The organism is Cobetia sp. MC34, from assembly GCF_018340035.1.
Taxonomy (GTDB): Bacteria; Pseudomonadota; Gammaproteobacteria; order Pseudomonadales; family Halomonadaceae; genus Cobetia; species Cobetia amphilecti.
On sequence record NZ_JADPPY010000004.1, the window covers coordinates 112,045 to 128,937 of the forward strand.

The 16,893-nt window shown below is 64.4% G+C and carries 15 protein-coding genes; 7 read left to right on the forward strand and 8 right to left on the reverse strand.

Annotated elements, in window-relative coordinates; translation table 11 throughout:
* Positions 1–7 precede the first annotated feature (7 nt).
* The 5 genes from rplI to IZU87_RS03685 all read left to right on the forward strand — a co-directional run bounded on the left by rplI (position 8) and on the right by IZU87_RS03685 (position 5,163).
* On the forward strand, positions 8–454 hold the full coding sequence (gene rplI, locus IZU87_RS03665; RefSeq protein ID WP_043334754.1) for a 50S ribosomal protein L9: 447 nt from the start codon (positions 8–10) through the stop codon (positions 452–454).
* Positions 455–740: 286 nt separating this feature from the next.
* Positions 741–2,129 carry a replicative DNA helicase gene (dnaB, locus tag IZU87_RS03670; RefSeq protein ID WP_165873876.1) on the forward strand — a complete coding sequence of 463 codons (1,389 nt, stop codon included), beginning with the start codon at positions 741–743 and terminating at the stop codon, positions 2,127–2,129.
* Positions 2,130–2,215: 86 nt separating this feature from the next.
* Positions 2,216–2,503, forward strand: coding sequence for a hypothetical protein (locus IZU87_RS03675; RefSeq protein WP_043334752.1), 288 nt, complete (start codon positions 2,216–2,218; stop codon positions 2,501–2,503).
* Between the two features lie 213 nt (positions 2,504–2,716).
* Positions 2,717–4,591, forward strand: a complete 1,875-nt coding sequence (locus IZU87_RS03680) for a bifunctional diguanylate cyclase/phosphodiesterase (RefSeq protein WP_213113708.1) — start codon at positions 2,717–2,719, stop codon at positions 4,589–4,591.
* A 215-nt stretch (positions 4,592–4,806) separates the two neighbouring features.
* Entirely contained in the window at positions 4,807–5,163 is a 357-nt protein-coding gene (locus IZU87_RS03685; protein ID WP_249330419.1) for a DUF6482 family protein, read from the forward strand.
* A gap of 16 nt (positions 5,164–5,179) precedes the next feature.
* On the opposite strand, the gene IZU87_RS03690 is transcribed toward IZU87_RS03685, so the two are convergent.
* Together IZU87_RS03690 and IZU87_RS03695 are read right to left on the reverse strand one after the other, a co-directional pair.
* Complete coding sequence (locus IZU87_RS03690) at positions 5,180–5,566, reverse strand: thiol-disulfide oxidoreductase DCC family protein (protein ID WP_213113709.1); 387 nt, start codon at positions 5,564–5,566, stop codon at positions 5,180–5,182.
* The gene (locus tag IZU87_RS03695) at positions 5,563–7,239 is read right to left on the reverse strand and encodes a cryptochrome/photolyase family protein (RefSeq protein WP_339926976.1); all 1,677 of its coding nucleotides are present in this window, start codon (positions 7,237–7,239) and stop codon (positions 5,563–5,565) included. Before IZU87_RS03695 ends, IZU87_RS03690 begins: the two co-directional genes overlap by 4 nt.
* Positions 7,240–7,434: 195 nt before the next feature.
* On the opposite strand from IZU87_RS03695, the gene hemH reads away from it, so the two are divergent.
* Positions 7,435–8,424 (forward strand): ferrochelatase, encoded by a 990-nt coding sequence (gene hemH / locus IZU87_RS03700; RefSeq protein ID WP_054555275.1) that lies wholly within the window; start codon positions 7,435–7,437, stop codon positions 8,422–8,424.
* 187 nt (positions 8,425–8,611) lie between these two features.
* Here the strand turns inward: hemH and IZU87_RS03705 are convergent, their stop codons facing one another.
* Genes IZU87_RS03705 through IZU87_RS03730 form a run of 6 tightly spaced genes read right to left on the reverse strand, consistent with a single transcriptional unit; the run spans position 8,612 to position 14,481 of the window.
* Complete coding sequence (locus IZU87_RS03705) at positions 8,612–9,013, reverse strand: Na+/H+ antiporter subunit G (RefSeq protein WP_213113710.1); 402 nt, start codon at positions 9,011–9,013, stop codon at positions 8,612–8,614.
* Between the two features lie 18 nt (positions 9,014–9,031).
* Positions 9,032–9,301 carry a K+/H+ antiporter subunit F gene (locus IZU87_RS03710; RefSeq protein WP_043334744.1) on the reverse strand — a complete coding sequence of 90 codons (270 nt, stop codon included), beginning with the start codon at positions 9,299–9,301 and terminating at the stop codon, positions 9,032–9,034.
* The gene (locus IZU87_RS03715) at positions 9,295–9,795 is read right to left on the reverse strand and encodes a Na+/H+ antiporter subunit E (RefSeq protein WP_043334742.1); all 501 of its coding nucleotides are present in this window, start codon (positions 9,793–9,795) and stop codon (positions 9,295–9,297) included. Before IZU87_RS03715 ends, IZU87_RS03710 begins: the two co-directional genes overlap by 7 nt.
* The gene (locus tag IZU87_RS03720) at positions 9,792–11,333 is read right to left on the reverse strand and encodes a monovalent cation/H+ antiporter subunit D (RefSeq protein ID WP_052384719.1); all 1,542 of its coding nucleotides are present in this window, start codon (positions 11,331–11,333) and stop codon (positions 9,792–9,794) included. The genes IZU87_RS03715 and IZU87_RS03720 overlap by 4 nt, the downstream gene beginning before the upstream one ends.
* The gene (locus tag IZU87_RS03725; RefSeq protein ID WP_043334740.1) at positions 11,333–11,689 is read right to left on the reverse strand and encodes a Na+/H+ antiporter subunit C; all 357 of its coding nucleotides are present in this window, start codon (positions 11,687–11,689) and stop codon (positions 11,333–11,335) included. Before IZU87_RS03725 ends, IZU87_RS03720 begins: the two co-directional genes overlap by 1 nt.
* Entirely contained in the window at positions 11,689–14,481 is a 2,793-nt protein-coding gene (locus IZU87_RS03730; protein ID WP_043334738.1) for a monovalent cation/H+ antiporter subunit A, read from the reverse strand. The genes IZU87_RS03725 and IZU87_RS03730 overlap by 1 nt, the downstream gene beginning before the upstream one ends.
* Positions 14,482–15,196: 715 nt before the next feature.
* Between IZU87_RS03730 and IZU87_RS03735 the strand changes: the two genes are divergently transcribed.
* A complete protein-coding gene (locus tag IZU87_RS03735) occupies positions 15,197–16,840 on the forward strand; it encodes a deoxyribodipyrimidine photo-lyase (protein WP_213113711.1) in 1,644 nt (547 codons plus the stop codon).
* Positions 16,841–16,893: the final 53 nt, after the last annotated feature.

A 16,893-nucleotide genomic window follows, 5' to 3' on the forward strand; every position in this document is an offset into this window, starting at 1 on the left:
TTACGAGATGCAAGTCATTCTGCTCGACAAGATTGGCAAGCTGGGCAACCTGGGTGACCAGGTTTCCGTCAAGGCTGGCTTCGGTCGCAACTACCTGCTGCCGTACGGCCTGGCAGTTCCGGCCACTGCTGAAAACCAGGCAGCTTTCGAAGCTCAGCGCGCTGAGCTGGAAGCACAGGTTGCAGAGCGCAAGACCGAAGCTGAAGCGCGTGCCGCTCAGCTGAACGAAATCGAACTGTCCCTGGTCGCCAAAGCTGGCGAAGAAGGCAAGCTGTTCGGTTCCATCGGTCCGCGTGATCTGGCCGAAGCTATCGCCCAGTCTGGCATCGACATCGCCAAGAGCGAAGTCCGCATGCCGGAAGGCCCGCTGCGCAACACTGGCGAATACGACATCGTGCTGCAGCTGCACGCTGAAGTGACTGCCACTGTCCGTGTGGTCGTGGTCGGCGAGTAATCGCTGATTTGCAGTGGCTGGCCGGTGATCCGGTGTAGCGACTGCTGCGGTACCCAAGCCGCCTTTGCATCCTCGATGCGAAGGCGGTTTTTTCATGGGCGCGATTTGTCATCGCTGTGGCATTTGCCTGGTCGCCGGCGAGGCGATGACGCACAAAATCCGGTAGAATGCCTGCCCCCGTCAGGAAGAGGCTTCGGCGTGGGCGCGGCGGTTGGCAGGCTTGCGTCAATGCGTGAAACTAGAAGCCCCCGCGGGCATGTCAGTCATCAGCAGGAGTCAGCCAGGCATGAGCGAGATTCAGGATCAGGATCGCGAGACGGCAGCGCTCAAGGTGCCGCCCAATTCGCTGGAGGCCGAGCAGTCGGTGCTTGGCGGCTTGATGCTGGACAACAGCGCCTGGGACACCGTCTCCGAGCGGCTGGTGGCCGACGACTTCTATCGCTATGAGCATCGTCTCATCTACAACGCCATGTCTCAGCTGGTCGGCGGCAGTCGCCCGCTGGATGTGGTGACGCTGTCCGAGCTGCTGGAAAGTCGTGACCAGCTCGAGTCGGTCGGCGGGCTGGCGACCCTCGCCGAGCTGGCGCGCAACACGCCCTCGGCCAGCAACATCAAGGCCTATGCCGACATCGTTCGCGAGCGCGCCACGCTGCGCAAGCTCATCCAGGCGGCCAACCAGATCGCCGAGAGCTCCTTCAGCCCGCAGGGTCGTGATGCCGATGAGCTGGTCAACGAGGCCGAACGCCTGGTGTTCCAGATCAGCGAGTCGCGGCCCAAGAGCGGCGGCCCCAAGGGCATGAGTCAGCTGCTGACCGGCGCGGTGGACCGCATCGATGAGCTGTTCAATCTCAAGGGCCAGATGACGGGCCTGTCGACCGGCTTCCGCGATCTCGATGACATGACCTCCGGTCTGCAGCCGTCGGATCTGGTGATCATTGCCGGCCGTCCCTCGATGGGCAAGACCACCTTCGCCATGAACCTGGTCGAGCATGCCGTGGTCTCCGGCGACAAGCCGGTCGCCGTGTTCTCGATGGAGATGCCCGCCGAATCGCTGATGTTGCGCATGATCTCCTCGCTGGGCCGCATCGACCAGACCAAGGTGCGTACCGGCCAGCTGGAAGACGAGGACTGGCCGCGTCTGACCTCGGCGGTCAACCTGCTCAAGGACAAACAGCTGTTCGTCGATGACACCGCGGCGCTGTCGCCCAACGAGATGCGCTCGCGCTGTCGACGCATGGCGCGTGAGCACGGCGGCATCGGCCTGATCATGATCGATTACCTTCAGCTGATGCAGGTGCCGGGGCTTTCCGAGAACCGTACCGCCGAGATCTCCGAGATCTCGCGCTCGCTGAAGGGCCTGGCCAAGGAGTTCGCCTGCCCGGTCGTGGCGCTCTCGCAGCTGAACCGCTCGCTTGAGCAGCGCCCCAACAAGCGTCCGGTGATGTCGGATCTGCGTGAATCCGGCGCCATCGAGCAGGATGCCGATGTCATCGCCTTCGTCTACCGTGATGAGGTCTACAACAAGGACAATCCCGACAACAAGGGACTGGCCGAGCTGATCATCGGCAAGCAGCGTAACGGCCCCATCGGTACCGTTCACATGGCCTTCATCGGCAAGTACACCCGTTTCGAGGACCTGGCGCCCGACAGTTATGGCCAGGCCTTCGCTGAATAACGTGATGCGTACGCGCGTCAATCATGTACCCGGGCGGCGGCATCGCCGTTGCCTCGCAAGACCCGCACTGACGGGGAGGAGATAGCATGGCAGGTGGATTTGGGCGCGGACGCGCACGTACCCCCAAGCTGCAGGGCCGCGGCACGCTGGAGAGCCTGGAGCGTGAAGGACCCTTCAAGGAATGGCTGGGCATGCCGGACCTCTACCGCTTCACGCTGGTCGTGGAAGGTGAGAGCTACAGCTACCAGACCGAAGACAGCGAAGTGCCGGTGGTGGCCGGTGATATGGTCGTCTTCCGCTACAAGGAGACCAAGGCGGGCAAGTGGATCGACCGCAACTCCCTCGGCAAGGCCATCGACCCCAACTCGCTGTAAGCGTCACCCTGGCGCATGAGGATCACGCCATGCCGGCTGCCAGGCCGACATGGCGTGATCCTGTTTTGATCGAGATAGGCGGTACGTCGAGATAGTCGGCACATCGAGTTAGTCGAACTGGCGTCTGGCATCCCCTCTGCCGGATGAGGCGCCTCATGCGCCGCGCGTCACCTTTGTCATCCCTCTGTCATATCAGCATGTTCAGATTCTGACATGCTCCCATCCCCGTCCCTGCAAGCCGCTCATGGCCAGCCTGTCGTCGAATCCCGTCATGCACTGGAGGCGTTGCTGCGTCTGCGCCAGGTGAGCATGCATTTCCAGCCCATCGTGTCATCCAATGGCCGTGAGGTCTTCGCCTATGAGGCGCTGGCGCGCGGGAGTGCCGCAGGGCCACTGGCCTCACCGCTGACGATGTTCTCGGCGGCGCGCGAACACGGCCGACTGGTGGAGCTCGACAGCCTGTGTCGCGAGCGTGCGCTCGAGCAATGGTCGACGCTGGGCCTGACGGAGCGGCTGTTCATCAACGTGTCACCCGATGTGCTGCTGGATGGCGCCCACTCGCCCGGCCTGACGCGACGCCTGCTGCGGCGCTTCGGCCTGCGTCCGCATCAGGTGGTGATCGAGCTCACCGAGCAGACACCGGGGCTGGATTCGGCGCTGATGCGGGAAGCTGTCAGCCATTATCAATCGATGGGCTTCGCCATCGCGCTGGATGACCTCGGGGAGGGCTATGCCAGCCTCAAGCTGTGGTCGTCGGTGCAGCCGGACTTCGTCAAGATCGACCGTCATTTCATCAGTGGTATCCATGCCGACCCGCTCAAGCGGCGCTTCGTGCGCTCGATCATCGATATCGCCCACGGCAGTGGCAGTCAGGTGATCGCCGAGGGAATCGAGCATGAGGCGGAAATGGAATGCGTGCGCCAGCTGGGGGCCGACTATCTGCAAGGCTGGTTGTTCGCGCCGGCCGAGGCCGACCCGCTTGGCCAGCGCGCCGTGCTCGACCGGCATCTGCGCCAGCTGAGTCGCAGGCTGCAACAGCGCCCGCCGCCTGGCCGCAGCATCGGCAGTCTGGCGCGCGCCGTGACGCCGGTGCAGCAGGATGTCACCGTCAATGAGGTCGCCCAGCGTCTGCATGCCGAGCAGGAGGTGATGTCGCTGGCCGTGGTGGACGAGCAACAACGACCGGTGGGCCTGATCATTCGCCATCGCCTGCTGGGGCTGCTGAGCCAGCGCTTCGGGCCGGAGCTGCATGCGCGTCGTATGATCCATGAGGTCATGCAGAGCAGTCCGCTGCGCGTCGAGGCGGATGAGACGCTGGAGCGCGTATCGGCCAAGGTGACCGGCCGCGAAGGCAGCGATCGCGATGAGGATTTCATCATCACGCGGGGCGGGCGCTATCAGGGGCTGGGGCGCACCCTGGATCTGCTGCGCATCATCACGGAGCTGCAGGTGGCGAGCGCCGAGGAGGCCAACCCACTGACGCGCCTGCCGGGCAACGGGCCGATCGAGCGTCAGTTGCTCGAGTGCGTGGCTGGCGAGGTCGCGTGCATGGGTGAGGGCTTGAGCGAGGACTTGCGAGAGAACAGCAACGCGCGCAGTGCCGAGTGGGCGGCGATCTATCTGGATCTCGACAACTTCAAGCCCTTCAATGACCGCTTCGGCCACGCGCAGGGTGACCGCATGCTGCTGGCGCTGGCGACGGTATTGCGCGATGCGCTGCAGGAGGGTGACTTTCTCGGCCATGTCGGCGGCGATGATTTCGTGATGACGCTGTGCATGACCGAATCTCACCGGGCACTGCGCCTGACAGCGCTCGAGCAACGCCTGGCCGGCCTGCAGTCGGCATTCCAGCATGCGGTCGCCAGCCTGTATCCGGCCGATGTGCTGGCAGCGGGAGGCTTTCAGGGCCACGACCGCTTCGGCACCACGCGCTTCTTCCCGCTGACGCGACTGTCGCTGGTGGCGCTGCATGGCCTTGCCGGGTGCGAGACGACCTGGATCGCCGCGCGCTGGAGCGAGCTCAAGAGCGAGGCCAAGGCGCGGGACTCCGGGCGTGTCATCGAGGCGTGCGCCTCACCAGTGCAGTGATCTCCGCCTGCGAGTCACTCAATCGTCATCCGCCTGCCCCATGACTGTCATCGCTGGTCATCAGTCTGGCGTGAAGCCTTGAAGTTCATCCTGAAGTGTCGGGCTGCTGGGATGTCTGAGTCGCCCAGCCCCTGTTTTCACGGGCTATCCTTGTACCACGTCGTCGTCTTACGGCCTTACCATGCGCAGTCCCCTGGATGCGCAGGAGTCTTTACATGTCCAGAACCGCCAGCATCTTCACGCCGTCCGCCATCTTTACCAGCAATCTGCAATCCTTGATGGCCGATTACCCTGCACTGGAGGCACGCGTGATCAGTCATGCCGCCAGTCGTTTCTATCAGGTCCAGCTGGTGCTGAAAGCCGCCGGCGAGGAAGAGGAGGAGCGCAGTGAGCTGCTGATGAAGCGCGGCAAGCCGATGCTGTTCCGCTCGCTGGAGGATGTCTACAGCGAGCTCAAGCGGGGCGGGATGTCACGGGCGTGGCTGGTCTCGCAGGTCGCCAACGACGAGATGATCGGCCGCCCGCCGCAGTACCATCAACCCTTGAGCTCGCGTATCCCGTTGAGCTTCTAAGTCCGCGCCTCCTGGCTCAGGTGTGCTTTTGAGGCACCCAGCGGCCAATGCGCTCGCGATGGCGGGCGAAGAAGCGGTAACTCAAGTCCATCAGCGGGCGTAGGCCCGGCAGCAGCGACAGGCGCACCAGACGCCGATAGCCGAGTACCGCATAGAGTGCTCGGCTGGCATCCATGCCGACATACCACTCCCCGCGTGCGTCCTGCACATGCAGGCGTCCCATCATCGTCTCGAAGCTCAAGCCCAGCGCCTGAGGCGAGAAATCTGATGCACGGATATCCACCGTTCTGATCCGCTCCCGCCCGGGATGCCTGGCCAGCCAGGCGACCTCGCGCTGGCACAGGGGGCACTTGCCATCGTGATAGAGCGTGACCGGTGCGCTGGCTTGCCAGATGCGACTCATGAGGATTCCTTGTCGGTCGTGAGACTGGAGGGCGCGGCGTAGTAACCGGCGCGATGGGCATCACTGCCATAGTCCGCGGCGCTGTCGAGGCGAGCCAGAAAGGCGTCGGCCTGTTGCAGCAGGGCTTCGCGCTTGTCGTCCTTCATGCGTCGCCAGCTGCCATAGACCAGTGACATGCGCGGATTGCGTGACAATGCCTCGCGATGGCGCTCGATGAAGTGCCAATAGAGGCTGTTGAACGGGCAGGCATGCGTGCCGGTGACCTTCTTCGGCGAGTACTGGCACCTGGCGCAGTGATTGGACATGCGGTCGATGTATTTGCCCGAGGCACAGTAAGGCTTGGAGCCCATCAGGCCGCCATCGGCATGCAGCACCATGCCCAGCGTATTGGGCAGCTCGACCCACTCACAGGCGTCCACATAGACCGCCAGATACCAGTCGCATAGCGCCTCGGGCTTCACGCCGCACAGCAGCGCGAAGTTGCCTGTGACCATCAGGCGACGAATATGGTGGGCGTAGGCATGCTCGCGGGTGCTGGCGATGGCCTGATCCAGACAGCGCATGCCGCTGTCCCCCGTCCAGAAGAATTCCGGCAGGTTGCGGCTGGCTTCCAGCCGGTTCTCGCGCTTGTAGCCGGGCATGCGCGTCCAGTAGATGCCGCGCACATATTCGCGCCAGCCGAGTATCTGACGAATGAACCCCTCCGCCGAGTTGATCGGTACATCGCCACGCCGCCAGGCGGCGTCCACGGCGTTGCAGACTTCCTGCGGGCTCAAGAGCCCCATATTGAGCGCGGCAGACAGGCGTGAATGGAACAGGAAGGGATCGCTGTCCTCGATGGCATCCTGATAGCGGCCGAAGTCTGCCAGGCAATGATCGAGAAAATGCGTAAGGTCAGAGCGGGCCTGGGCGCGGGTGACGGCCCAGTTGAAGTTCTCGAGGCTGCCGAAGTGGCGCTCCTCGTCACTGGCCTGCTCCCCGAAGCGCGCCGCGACCAGCGCCAGCACCTCGCGGGTGGTCGCATCCTCGTGATGGGCATGCACCGGCGGCGGTGGGGCGTGGAAGTCGTCTGGAATCGGTTCGCGGTTGTCGTGGTCGTGGTTGAACTTGCCGCCGGCGGGTTCGCTGCCTTCCATCAGCAGGTCGGTGTCACGGCGTTGCTCACGATAGAAGTATTCCATGCGCAGTTGCTTGCGGCCCTCGGCCCAGCCGGCGAAGGCTGCCGGCGTGGTGAAGAAGCGTGTGTCCTCGAGGACTTCCCAACGCACGCTGCCGGCCTCGCGCCGCGCCAGAAAGTCGTCCAGCAGCCGCCACTCGCCGGGGCGGGTCACCAGCACGCCATCACATTGATACAGGGCGGCCAGACGCTCTGCCTCGCTGGCCAGACGCTGGAGGTTGTCCGGGTCATCCAGTCGGCTTTCATGTACCTGCCAGCCACACTCCCTGAGTTCCTGGGCGTGATGGCGCATCGCGGCCAGCATCATCGCGATCTTGTGCGGGTGGTGCGGCACGTAGCGGCCTTCCTCCTCGGCCTCGCAGAAGGCGATCACGCTGTCGGCGGGTGCCTGCTTGAGACTTGCCAGGTCATGGCTGAGCTGGTCGCCGAGGATCAGCACCAATGGCCGCGCGAAGTCGTGACGAGTGGCAAGTTGCAGAGTGGAGGGTTCGGGCACGAGGACTCCGGGAGGGTTGTGACAATAATTGTCTTAAAGCTATACAAATAGTGATGATAGTATAACTTCATCCCTCACGCACAGGGCAAGCTGGTAATATGGCTGCGCTGTCGGTGAAGGTGGCTGCGCTGCGGTGAAAGTGGCTGCGCTGCCGCTTCACCTCTCTTCTTGCCCCTAGTCAGGAGTCCATCATCCATGAGTACCCCGCGTTTTGGCGTCATGCTGGTCAATCTCGGCACCCCCGATGCCCCGACCCCCAAGGCGGTGCGCCGTTACCTCGCGGAGTTTCTCGGTGATGTGCGCGTGATAGACCTGCCGCGTCTGCTCTGGCTGCCGATTCTGCATGGCCTGGTGTTGACGACGCGTCCCAAGAAGGTGGCCGAGGCCTACGCCTCGGTGTGGACGGAAGACGGCTCACCGCTGATGGCGATCGGCAAGCGTCAGCGCGCCGCGCTGGAAGCACGTCTGGCCGAGTCGCTGGGCGAGGACATTCCCGTCGAACTGGCGATGACCTACGGCAAGCCGACCATGGAAGAGGTGGGGCGCAAGCTCGCCAGCCGCGGTGCCGACCGCATGCTGATCCTGCCGCTCTATCCGCAGTTCTCGCGCACGACCACCGCCGCGGTCTTCGATCGCCTGGCGCGTGCACTCAAGCCGTGCCCGCATCTGCCGGAGCTGCGTTTCGTGCGCGACTATCACGACCACCCGGATTACATCGCGGCGCTGGCCACCAGCGTGCGTGAGCACTGGGAGAAGGAAGGCCGGCGCGGCAAGCGCCTGCTGATGAGCTATCACGGCATTCCCAAGCGCTATGCCACCGCAGGTGACCCCTACCCGACGCAATGCGAGCGCACCAGCCAGTTGCTGGCCGAGGCGCTGGGGCTTGGTGACGATGAGTGGGCGATGACCTATCAGTCGCGCTTCGGCAAGGCCGAGTGGCTCAAGCCGTACACCGATGAAACGCTGAAGGCGTGGGGCGGTGAAGGGCTGGAAAGCGTCGATGTCATCTCGCCGGCCTTCGCGGCTGACTGTCTCGAGACGCTGGAAGAGCTGGAGGAAGAGAACCGCGGCTACTTCACCGAATCCGGTGGTGGCGACTTCCGCTACATCCCGGCGCTCAATGACCGCAGTGACCATATCGATCTGCTCGAGGCGCTGTGTCGCCAGCATACTCAGGGCTGGTAACGAGCAAGCCCGTCATACTGCCATTGCCCGCGAAATGAAAACGCCCCACCAGTCATCACTGGTGGGGCGTTTTCATGTTGCTGGCCTGCTGTTCGTGAATCCGCTCCTGCGAATCAGCGCTCGTGAATCCGCTCTCGTGGCTTGGCCCCGCTTGATGAGGGCCTGCCTGATGAGAGCCGAGTGACGATCACGGCAGGCGGGATTCGCTGGCCTCGGCGTTGACCTCGTCCGGCTCCTCGGCGACTTCGAGTCGCTCCGGCACGTTGCGTGTGCGGTTGTCCGCCACCAGCTTCTGGTGCAGCGCCGCCTTGGACAGCAGGTGAGCGGTCACGGGGGCGGTGATGAACAGGAAGATGGACACCAGCATTTCCTGAAAGCTGAAGTGGCCGGTGGTGGCGCGGAAATAGATCATCGACGCCATCAGCACGCAGCCGACCCCCAGCGTGGTGGTCTTGCTGGGGCCGTGCAGGCGCATGTAGAAGTCCTTGAGGTGCGTCAGTCCCAGAGAGCCGATGAAGGCAAACAGGCCGCCGGCAACCAGGAAGAAGGCGATCACGCCTTCGAGGACAGGATAGAACCAGGTGGGCATGGGGAGTCTCCGCTCAGGTCATTCGATGATGTCGCCGCGCAGCAGGTACTTGCAGACTGCCACGGTGCTGACGAAACCGAGCATGGCGATCAACAGCGCCGCCTCGAAGTAGGACTTGCTGTTGAGCTGGATGCCGAACAGCACGATCAGGGCGATGGAGTTCACGTACATGGTGTCCACCGCCAGAATGCGGTCCGGCAGGTCCGGCCCGATGGCGAGCCGGAAGACGTTGAGCACCAGCGAGGCGGCGAACAGCGCGATGCTGATCCACAGGGCGATGTCTAGCATTCGAAGATCTCCTTGAGCGGACGCTCGTAGCGCTGGCGGATCTCGTCGATCAACTCCTGCTCATCCTCGACATCCAGCGCGTGGATGATCAGATGGCGGCCATCCAGCGTCAGATAGGCCGAGACCGTGCCCGGCGTCAGCGTGATGGTGCTCGACAGCAGGGTGATCGGGAACTTCTCCTCAAGCTCCAGCGGGTAGCGCACGAAGGCCGGACGGAACTTGGCGCGCGGATTGAGGATCAGGTAGGACACCTGCAGGTTGGCGATGATGATGTCCATGATCACGCGCAGGAAGTAGCTGATCAGTCGCCAGGGCTTCTGGAGGTCGGGCTGCGGCTCCCAGAAGCGGTAGGTCAGGATGGGAATCGCGATGGCCAGTACTGCCCCGAGCAGGATCTGACCGGGCGCGACGCTGTTCTGCAGCATCAGCCAGACGATCAGCAGCAGCACCGACAGCATCGGCGTGGGCAAGAGACGGGAACGAGGCTTGATCATGAGACATCTCCCTTCAGCGGCGGCGCGGTTTCGGGTGCCGCGTCCTTGCCGAGCAAGGATTCAAGATAGGGGGCCGGGTTGGACAGCTGCTCGGCGGTGGCCTTGGTCCAGTTCGCCAGCGGCCCCGCGAAGATGACCAGCATCAGCGCGGCCGAGATCAGCCCGCCAGTGGCGATGCCACGGGCTACGCCGATGCGCTCGCCGCTGGGCTCGGCCTTGCTGGTGCGCCAGAACACGCTGGAACCGGCGCGTGAGCAGGCGACCAGCGAGCACAGACCGGCCAGCAGCAGCAGCGGCCACAGCCAGATCTGCTGCTCCGGCGTCGCCGAGGCGAGAATCAGCGCCTTGCCGATGGCGCCCGAGAACGGTGGCAGCCCGGCGGCAGCGGCGGTGCCGATCAGGAAGAGGCCGCCCAGCAGGCCTGCCTGCAGCAGCGGGCGCGAGCGCACGATGCGTGCCCCGGCCTTGCCGCGCTGACCGGCGACCACGTCGACCAGCAGGAAGAGGCCGCCGGTGACCAGCGTCGAGTGGATCAGGTAGAACAGCAGCGCGCTGTCTGCCTCGATCGTGTTCATGCCCAGCGCCGTCAGCAGCGTGCCCACCGACACCATCACCAGATAGGCCACCAGGGTGCGCAGATCACGCGCCGAGAGCACGCCCAGCATCGCCACCACCAGGGTGGCGAGTCCCGCCCACCACAGCCAGTCACGACCGAGGTCCGCCAGTGCGCCAGCGTTGTCGGTGAAGATCAGCGAGTAGACGCGCAGGATGGAGTAGATGCCGACCTTGGTCATGATCGCGAACAGCGCCGCCACCGGTGCCGAAGCCGCGGCATAGGCGCGTGGCAGCCAGAAGTACAGCGGCAGCATCGCCGCCTTGAGGCCGAACACCACCAGCAACAGCAGGCCACCGGCTTCCATCAGGCCGGCACGGCCCGGGTCCAGCGTGGTGACGATGACCGCCATGTCGGCCATGTTCAGGGTGCCGGTCACGCCGTACAGGATACCCAGCGCGATCAGGAAGAACGCCGAGCCCATCAGGTTCAGCACCACATAGTGCAGCGCCGACAGCGTGCGTGCCTTGCTGCCGCCATGCAGCAGCAGGGCGTAGGAGGCGATCAACAGCACCTCGAAGAACACGAACAGGTTGAACAGGTCGCCGGTCAGGAAGGCGCCATTGATGCCCATCAGCTGCAGCAGGAACAGGCCATGGAAGTTGGAGCCGGTCTCATCGATGCCCGCCGTGGCGTACAGACAGGCCAGCAGTCCCAGCAGCGAGCTGAGCAGCACCATGGTCGCCGACAGGCGATCCAGCACCAGCACGATCCCGAACGGCGGCTGCCAGTCGCCCAGCGCGTAGTAGCGGATGGTGCCATCACCGGCCTGCACCACCAGCGCGATGGCGATGGCCACCATCAATGCCTGGGCCACCAGGCTGACCGTGCGGCGCAGGGTCGGTGAGGTGGCACGACTCAGCAGCAGGCCCGCCCCCACCAGCAGCGGCAGGACAATCGGAAGGACAATCAGGTGTTGCAGCATCACTTGGTGTCCTCTTTCTCTTTCGAATCATCCAGGCGATTGCCGTTGACGTGGTCACTGCCCAGGTCGCCGCGCGCGCGCATCGCCAGAATGACCACGAAGGCCGTCATGGCGAAGCCGATCACGATGGCGGTCAGCACCAGCGCCTGGGGCAGCGGGTCAGCCGCTGGTGAGCCGGCACCGACCACGGCTGGATTGCCGTGCATCGCAAGGCCACCCATGGAGAACAGGAACAGGTTGACGGCGTAGGACAGCAGCGTCAGGCCGACCACGACGGGGAAGGTGCGGCCGCGCAGGGTGAGGTAGACACCGCAGGCGGCCAGCAGGCCGGTGGTAGTGGCGTAGAGAGCTTCCATCACATCTTCTCCTTGGTCGGGCGATGCGGAGTCGTCAGCTTGCCCAGATTGGCGAGAATCATCAGGGTCGCGCCGACCACGGTCAGGTAGACGCCGAGGTCGAACAGCAGCGCGGTGGCCAGCTCGATTTCCCCGATGACGGGCAGAGTGAAGTGGCCGAAGGAGGATGTCAGGAACGGATAGCCGAACACCCAGCTGCCGGCGCCGGTCAGGCCGGCGATCAACACCCCGGCCGCCGCGACGGGCTGATAGGGGAAGCGCAGCCAGCGCTGCGTCCAGTCCACGCCACGCGCGATGTAGAGCAGGATGATGGCCACTGCCGTCACCAGACCGGCGATGAAGCCGCCGCCCGGCGCATTGTGGCCCCGCAGGAAGATGTAGACCGAGACCAGCAGTGCCAGCGGCAGCAGCGTCTGGGAGACGGTGGCCAGGATCATCGGATGGCGATCCGGCGACCAGCCACGGCCATCCAGGTCACTGGACGGCATGAACAGGCGCAGGCGGTTGAGCAGCTTGAAGATCGCCAGGCCCGCGATGCCCAGTACGGTGATCTCACCCAGCGTATCGAAGCCACGGAAGTCGACCAGAATCACGTTGACCACGTTATGGCCACCGCCACCGGAGACCGCATTGGCCATGAAGAAGTCGGAGATCGACTCCACCGGGCGGGTCAGGATGGCGAAGTTGAGGCTCGCCACCACCACGCCGAAGGCGCTGGCCAGCAGCACGTCGCGCATGATGCGGCGTGCGCTGGATTCCTTGGGCGTGCGCTGGGGCAGGAAGAACAGCGCCAGCATCAGCAGGATCATCGTCACCACCTCGACCGCCAGCTGGGTCAGTGCCAGGTCAGGTGCGGCGAAGCGCGCGAAGGCCAGCGAGGTCATCAGGCCGACCACGGACAGCATCAGCAGCGAGATCAGACGCTTGCGGTGGGTGATCGCGGTGCCGAGGCCGGCCAGACCGGTGATCACGGCGCCGGTCAGCAGCATGCCATCGAAGGGCTGTTGCTCAAGCTCCCCGCCCAGTTGCGGCACGGCCAGCAGGCCGATGCCGACGAACAGCAGCGCGGTCAGCAGCAGCCACAGCATGTAGCGCTGCAGCGAGCCATTCTCGAAGCTGTCCATGCTGCGCTCGGAAAGCTTGACGAGACGTTGCACGTTGGCCTCGAACACCAGCAGGGCATTGCGCGCGCGGAACTGACGCTGGAAGGAATAGAGGTGGTGGCGCAGGGCATAGACGGCGACGCCGCCCGCCAGCGCGATACCGCTCATCAGCAGCGGCAGATTGAAGCCGTGCCAGATGGCGAGACTGAAGTCCGGTACCGGTCCGGCCAGCACGCTGGCGGAGGCACTGACCAGCAGGTCCTTGATCACCAGCGACGGCAGGATACCGACCAGCAGACAGATCAGCACCAGCACCTCGATGGGCAGCTTCATGTAGCGCGGCGGCTCATGCGGAGTCTTGGGCAGATCCTTCGGCTCGCCATTGAAGAAGACGTCGTGGATGAAGCGCAGCGAGTAGGCCACCGACAGGATGCCACCGAGGGTCGCCAGCGCCGGAATCAGCCACGACAGGCCGCCCAGCAGCTGGGCATCGAGGCTCTCGGCGAAGAACATTTCCTTGGACAGGAAGCCGTTGAGCAGCGGCACACCGGCCATCGAGGCCGAGGCGACCATCGCCAGCACCGTGGTATGCGGCATGTAGCGATACAGGCCGTTGAGCTTGCGAATGTCACGCGTGCCGCACTCGTGATCGACGATGCCGGCGGCCATGAACAGCGAGGCCTTGAAGGTGGCGTGGTTGATGATGTGCAGCAGGCCCGCGACGGCGGCCATCTGGCTGTTGAAGCCGAACAGCAGCGTGATCAGGCCCAGGTGACTGATGGTCGAGAAGGCCAGCACGCCCTTGAGGTCCTGCTTCATCAGCGCGAACCAGGCGCCATACAGCAGGGTGGCCAGGCCGGTCAGGCTGACGATGTAGAACCACAGGTCTGTCCCCGCGAGCACCGGGTGCATGCGCGCCAGCAGGAAGACACCGGCCTTGACCATGGTGGCGGAGTGCAGGAAGGCGGACACCGGCGTCGGTGCCGACATCGCATGGGGCAGCCAGAACTGGAACGGGAACTGGGCCGACTTGGTAAAGGCGCCCAGCAGTACCAGCACCAGCGCGACCGGATAGAGCTCGTGGGAGCGGATCTGGTCCGCCGCGGCCAGCACGTCATCGAACTGGTAGCTGCCGACGATATGCCCGATGACCAGGATACCGGCCAGCAGTGCCAGACCCCCGGCGCCGGTGACGGTCAGGGCCATGCGGGCGCCCTTGCGCGCCTCGCTCAGCTGGTACCAGTAACCGATCAGCAGGAAGGAGCTCAGACTGGTCAGCTCCCAGAACACCCACATCAGCAGCAGGTTGTCTGCCATCACGATGCCGAGCATCGCGGTCATGAACAGCATCAGGAAGCTGTAGAGGCGTGCCAGCGAATCCTCGCCCGACAGGTAATAGCGGGAATAGAGGATGATCAGCAGGCCAATGCCGAGAATCAGCAGCACGAACAGCCCCGACAGACCATCGAAGCGCAGCGACAGGTTGAGTCCCAGCTCCGCGATCCAGGGCAGATGGAACTGGGGCACCATGCCCGAGAAGACGTCTCCGAGGTGGAAGACGGCGATACCGAGTGCTAGGGCAGGTGCCACCGCGGTCAGCCAGGCAAGGCGTGCACGGGGCAGGTTTCTGGCCATCAAGGGCACCAGGGCACCGAGTAACGGCAATAGCACGATCAACAGCAGGGTCATGGAAGACTCGCTCCAGTCGTTGTTGTAGTACGTAGTCCGTCATTCGTGGGCAGCGCAGACACAGGCTCAGGGCCGGACTGCCAGCTTCGAGATCGGGAGGCGGAGTTTCGGCCACTGGGTGCCGACAGAATAGGCGAGCGCACTGCAGGTTGCCGCGATGAAGTGCCGGACACACGAGACTCTGTCAGGAAGACGTTCTCATGGAGCCATGCGAGACACGACATGCGTCACGCGGCAGCAAGGGTTGGCAGTGGCTGGCTCAGGCTGCACGGAGGATCTGGCGCGGGTTCAGCGCGTCAATCGCTTCGGGCATGACGTTACCGTCGCAAGGGGCGGATCCGTCAGGAAGGGGAGTCGCACGGCACGGGGTGCCAGCATCCAGGATGGGATGAGGTCCGCAGCGCGTCCCCGGCTGCCCGCAACGGGCAGACGGCGAATATGCCGGGTTGGTGCGGTCATGTCATGTCTTGCGAGCATGGCCGTATTCCTCCTGAAGCCCCTGGATGACAAGTGTGTGTTCGAGTGGAGACACTTGCGCGATCTTGTTGAAAACATTGATGGAACGTGACCTAACCTCTCGAATGTATCACGCACTTGCACCCCTCGCCAGCGCATGCCCGACCCGCCGGAACGCGACATGTACCGTGTGAAGTGTTGTACAAGATGTCAATTTTCTTGTACAAATATTGCACGCCATACGTTCCACGGAGTCATCATGCACGAGGTCGCCAGCATGAATTCGGGCAACGCACCGGAAACCTCTCTGGTGTGGTTGCGTCACGACCTGCGGCTGGAAGACAACCCGCTGTTCGCGCTGCCCCTGTCACGTCGCCCGCATCAGATGCTGGTGATGTATGTCTTCGACCGTCGCTGGCTGACGCCGAGCGACGGCTTGCCACGCTTGGGGCCAGCGCGTCTGCGCCTGCTGTGGCAGAGCCTGATGAATCTGCGTGGCATGCTGTTGCGCCGTGGCAGTGACCTGCTGGTGCGCGTCGGGGACCCCGTCGAGGAAGTGCTGACGCAGGTCGCCCAGCATGATGTCCAGTGTCTGGAGGTCAGTCTCGCCGCCGCGCCGGAAGACAGCCGCGCCTTGCGGCAGCTCTCACGGCGCCTGCCGGCCTCGACCCGGCTCCACTGTCATCCCGCTGACCAGATTGCCTTCGACAGCCAGCTGCTGGATGGCCCGCTGCCGGGCAGACTCCCCCGCGAAGAGACGGCTCGCCTGCGTGTGGCGCATGAAGCGTCCCGCGTTGTAGATGAGCGTGCGACTCCCTCCAGTGATCTCACTCTGCGTGACACAGCCTCTGCTGACACAGGCGCATCAGGCGATCATGACGCCCTGGCGACCTGCGCCGAGCTTGCCTCGCAGGTGCTGCGGGCCAGTGGTGGCGATGATTCTGGAATGGCCGACCTGATGCTGCCGCCTTCCGCTGTGCTGACGCCAACGCCCGGCACCTTGCAGGCACGCCCTCAGCGCGAGGCTTTGCCGACAGGGCTGAACGATGAGCAGTGGCGCGCGCTGTGCGAGGCGCAGTCGCCCTTGCAGGGACTGCCCTATTCCCTGCCGCCGTGGCCCGACTCTGCCTCGCGTGGCTTTCCGCCGCTGGATGCCATCTGTGGCTCGGCGCAAGCCTGGCAGCCGGCGACTGCCAGGCTTGCGGAGCTGCTGGGTGGCGAGGAACCCGCCCGCGCATACCTGTCGACCTTGCTGTGGGGCAAGGCCTGGGCGAAGGGAGATGGCGGCAAGGGCGATGACGACTCGATCGAAGGAGCGTCCTATCAGCGATCGCACTCTGTCGATGGCGAAGGCGCTGGTGTGCCGACGGGGCTGGCACCTCAGCGGGAGGCGGGGAAGACGCTGGACGATATGCAATCGATGGCGCGCCCGGCGGATGCATGGCCACTGGCAGCATGGCTGGCGCTGGGTTGCATCAGTCCGCGCCGCATCCTGCAGGTGCTGGATGCGCGCCGCCGCGAGGCGGGTGATGAGGCGATCAATCAGCAGCTGCTGGCCATCGTGCTGCAGCGTGAGTGCTGGCAGCGCATGCTGCGTGACAAGGATGAGGAGGCTCGCGCGGCCTGGTATGGCGCCGCGTTGCGGGAAGACGCCGCAAATGACGCCGCCTTTGCGCGCTGGAGCGAAGGGCGAACCGGCGATGCCCGGGCCGACAAGGCCATGCAGGTGCTGGTACGTGAAGGCTGGTTGCCGTGGTCCGAGCGCAAGTATCTGGCCGGTGCCTGGCTGGAGGGCGGCGGCGACTGGCGGTTGGGCGCGCGCTGGTTCGAGCGTTGCCTGCTTGATTACGACGCCGCCATCCACTGGGGCGAATGGCGGCATCTGGCGGGCTTCGATGTGTGATCGGACGGTGTCGATATCACGCGAGTCGTCTAGGAAGATCCAGGCCCTGGTGG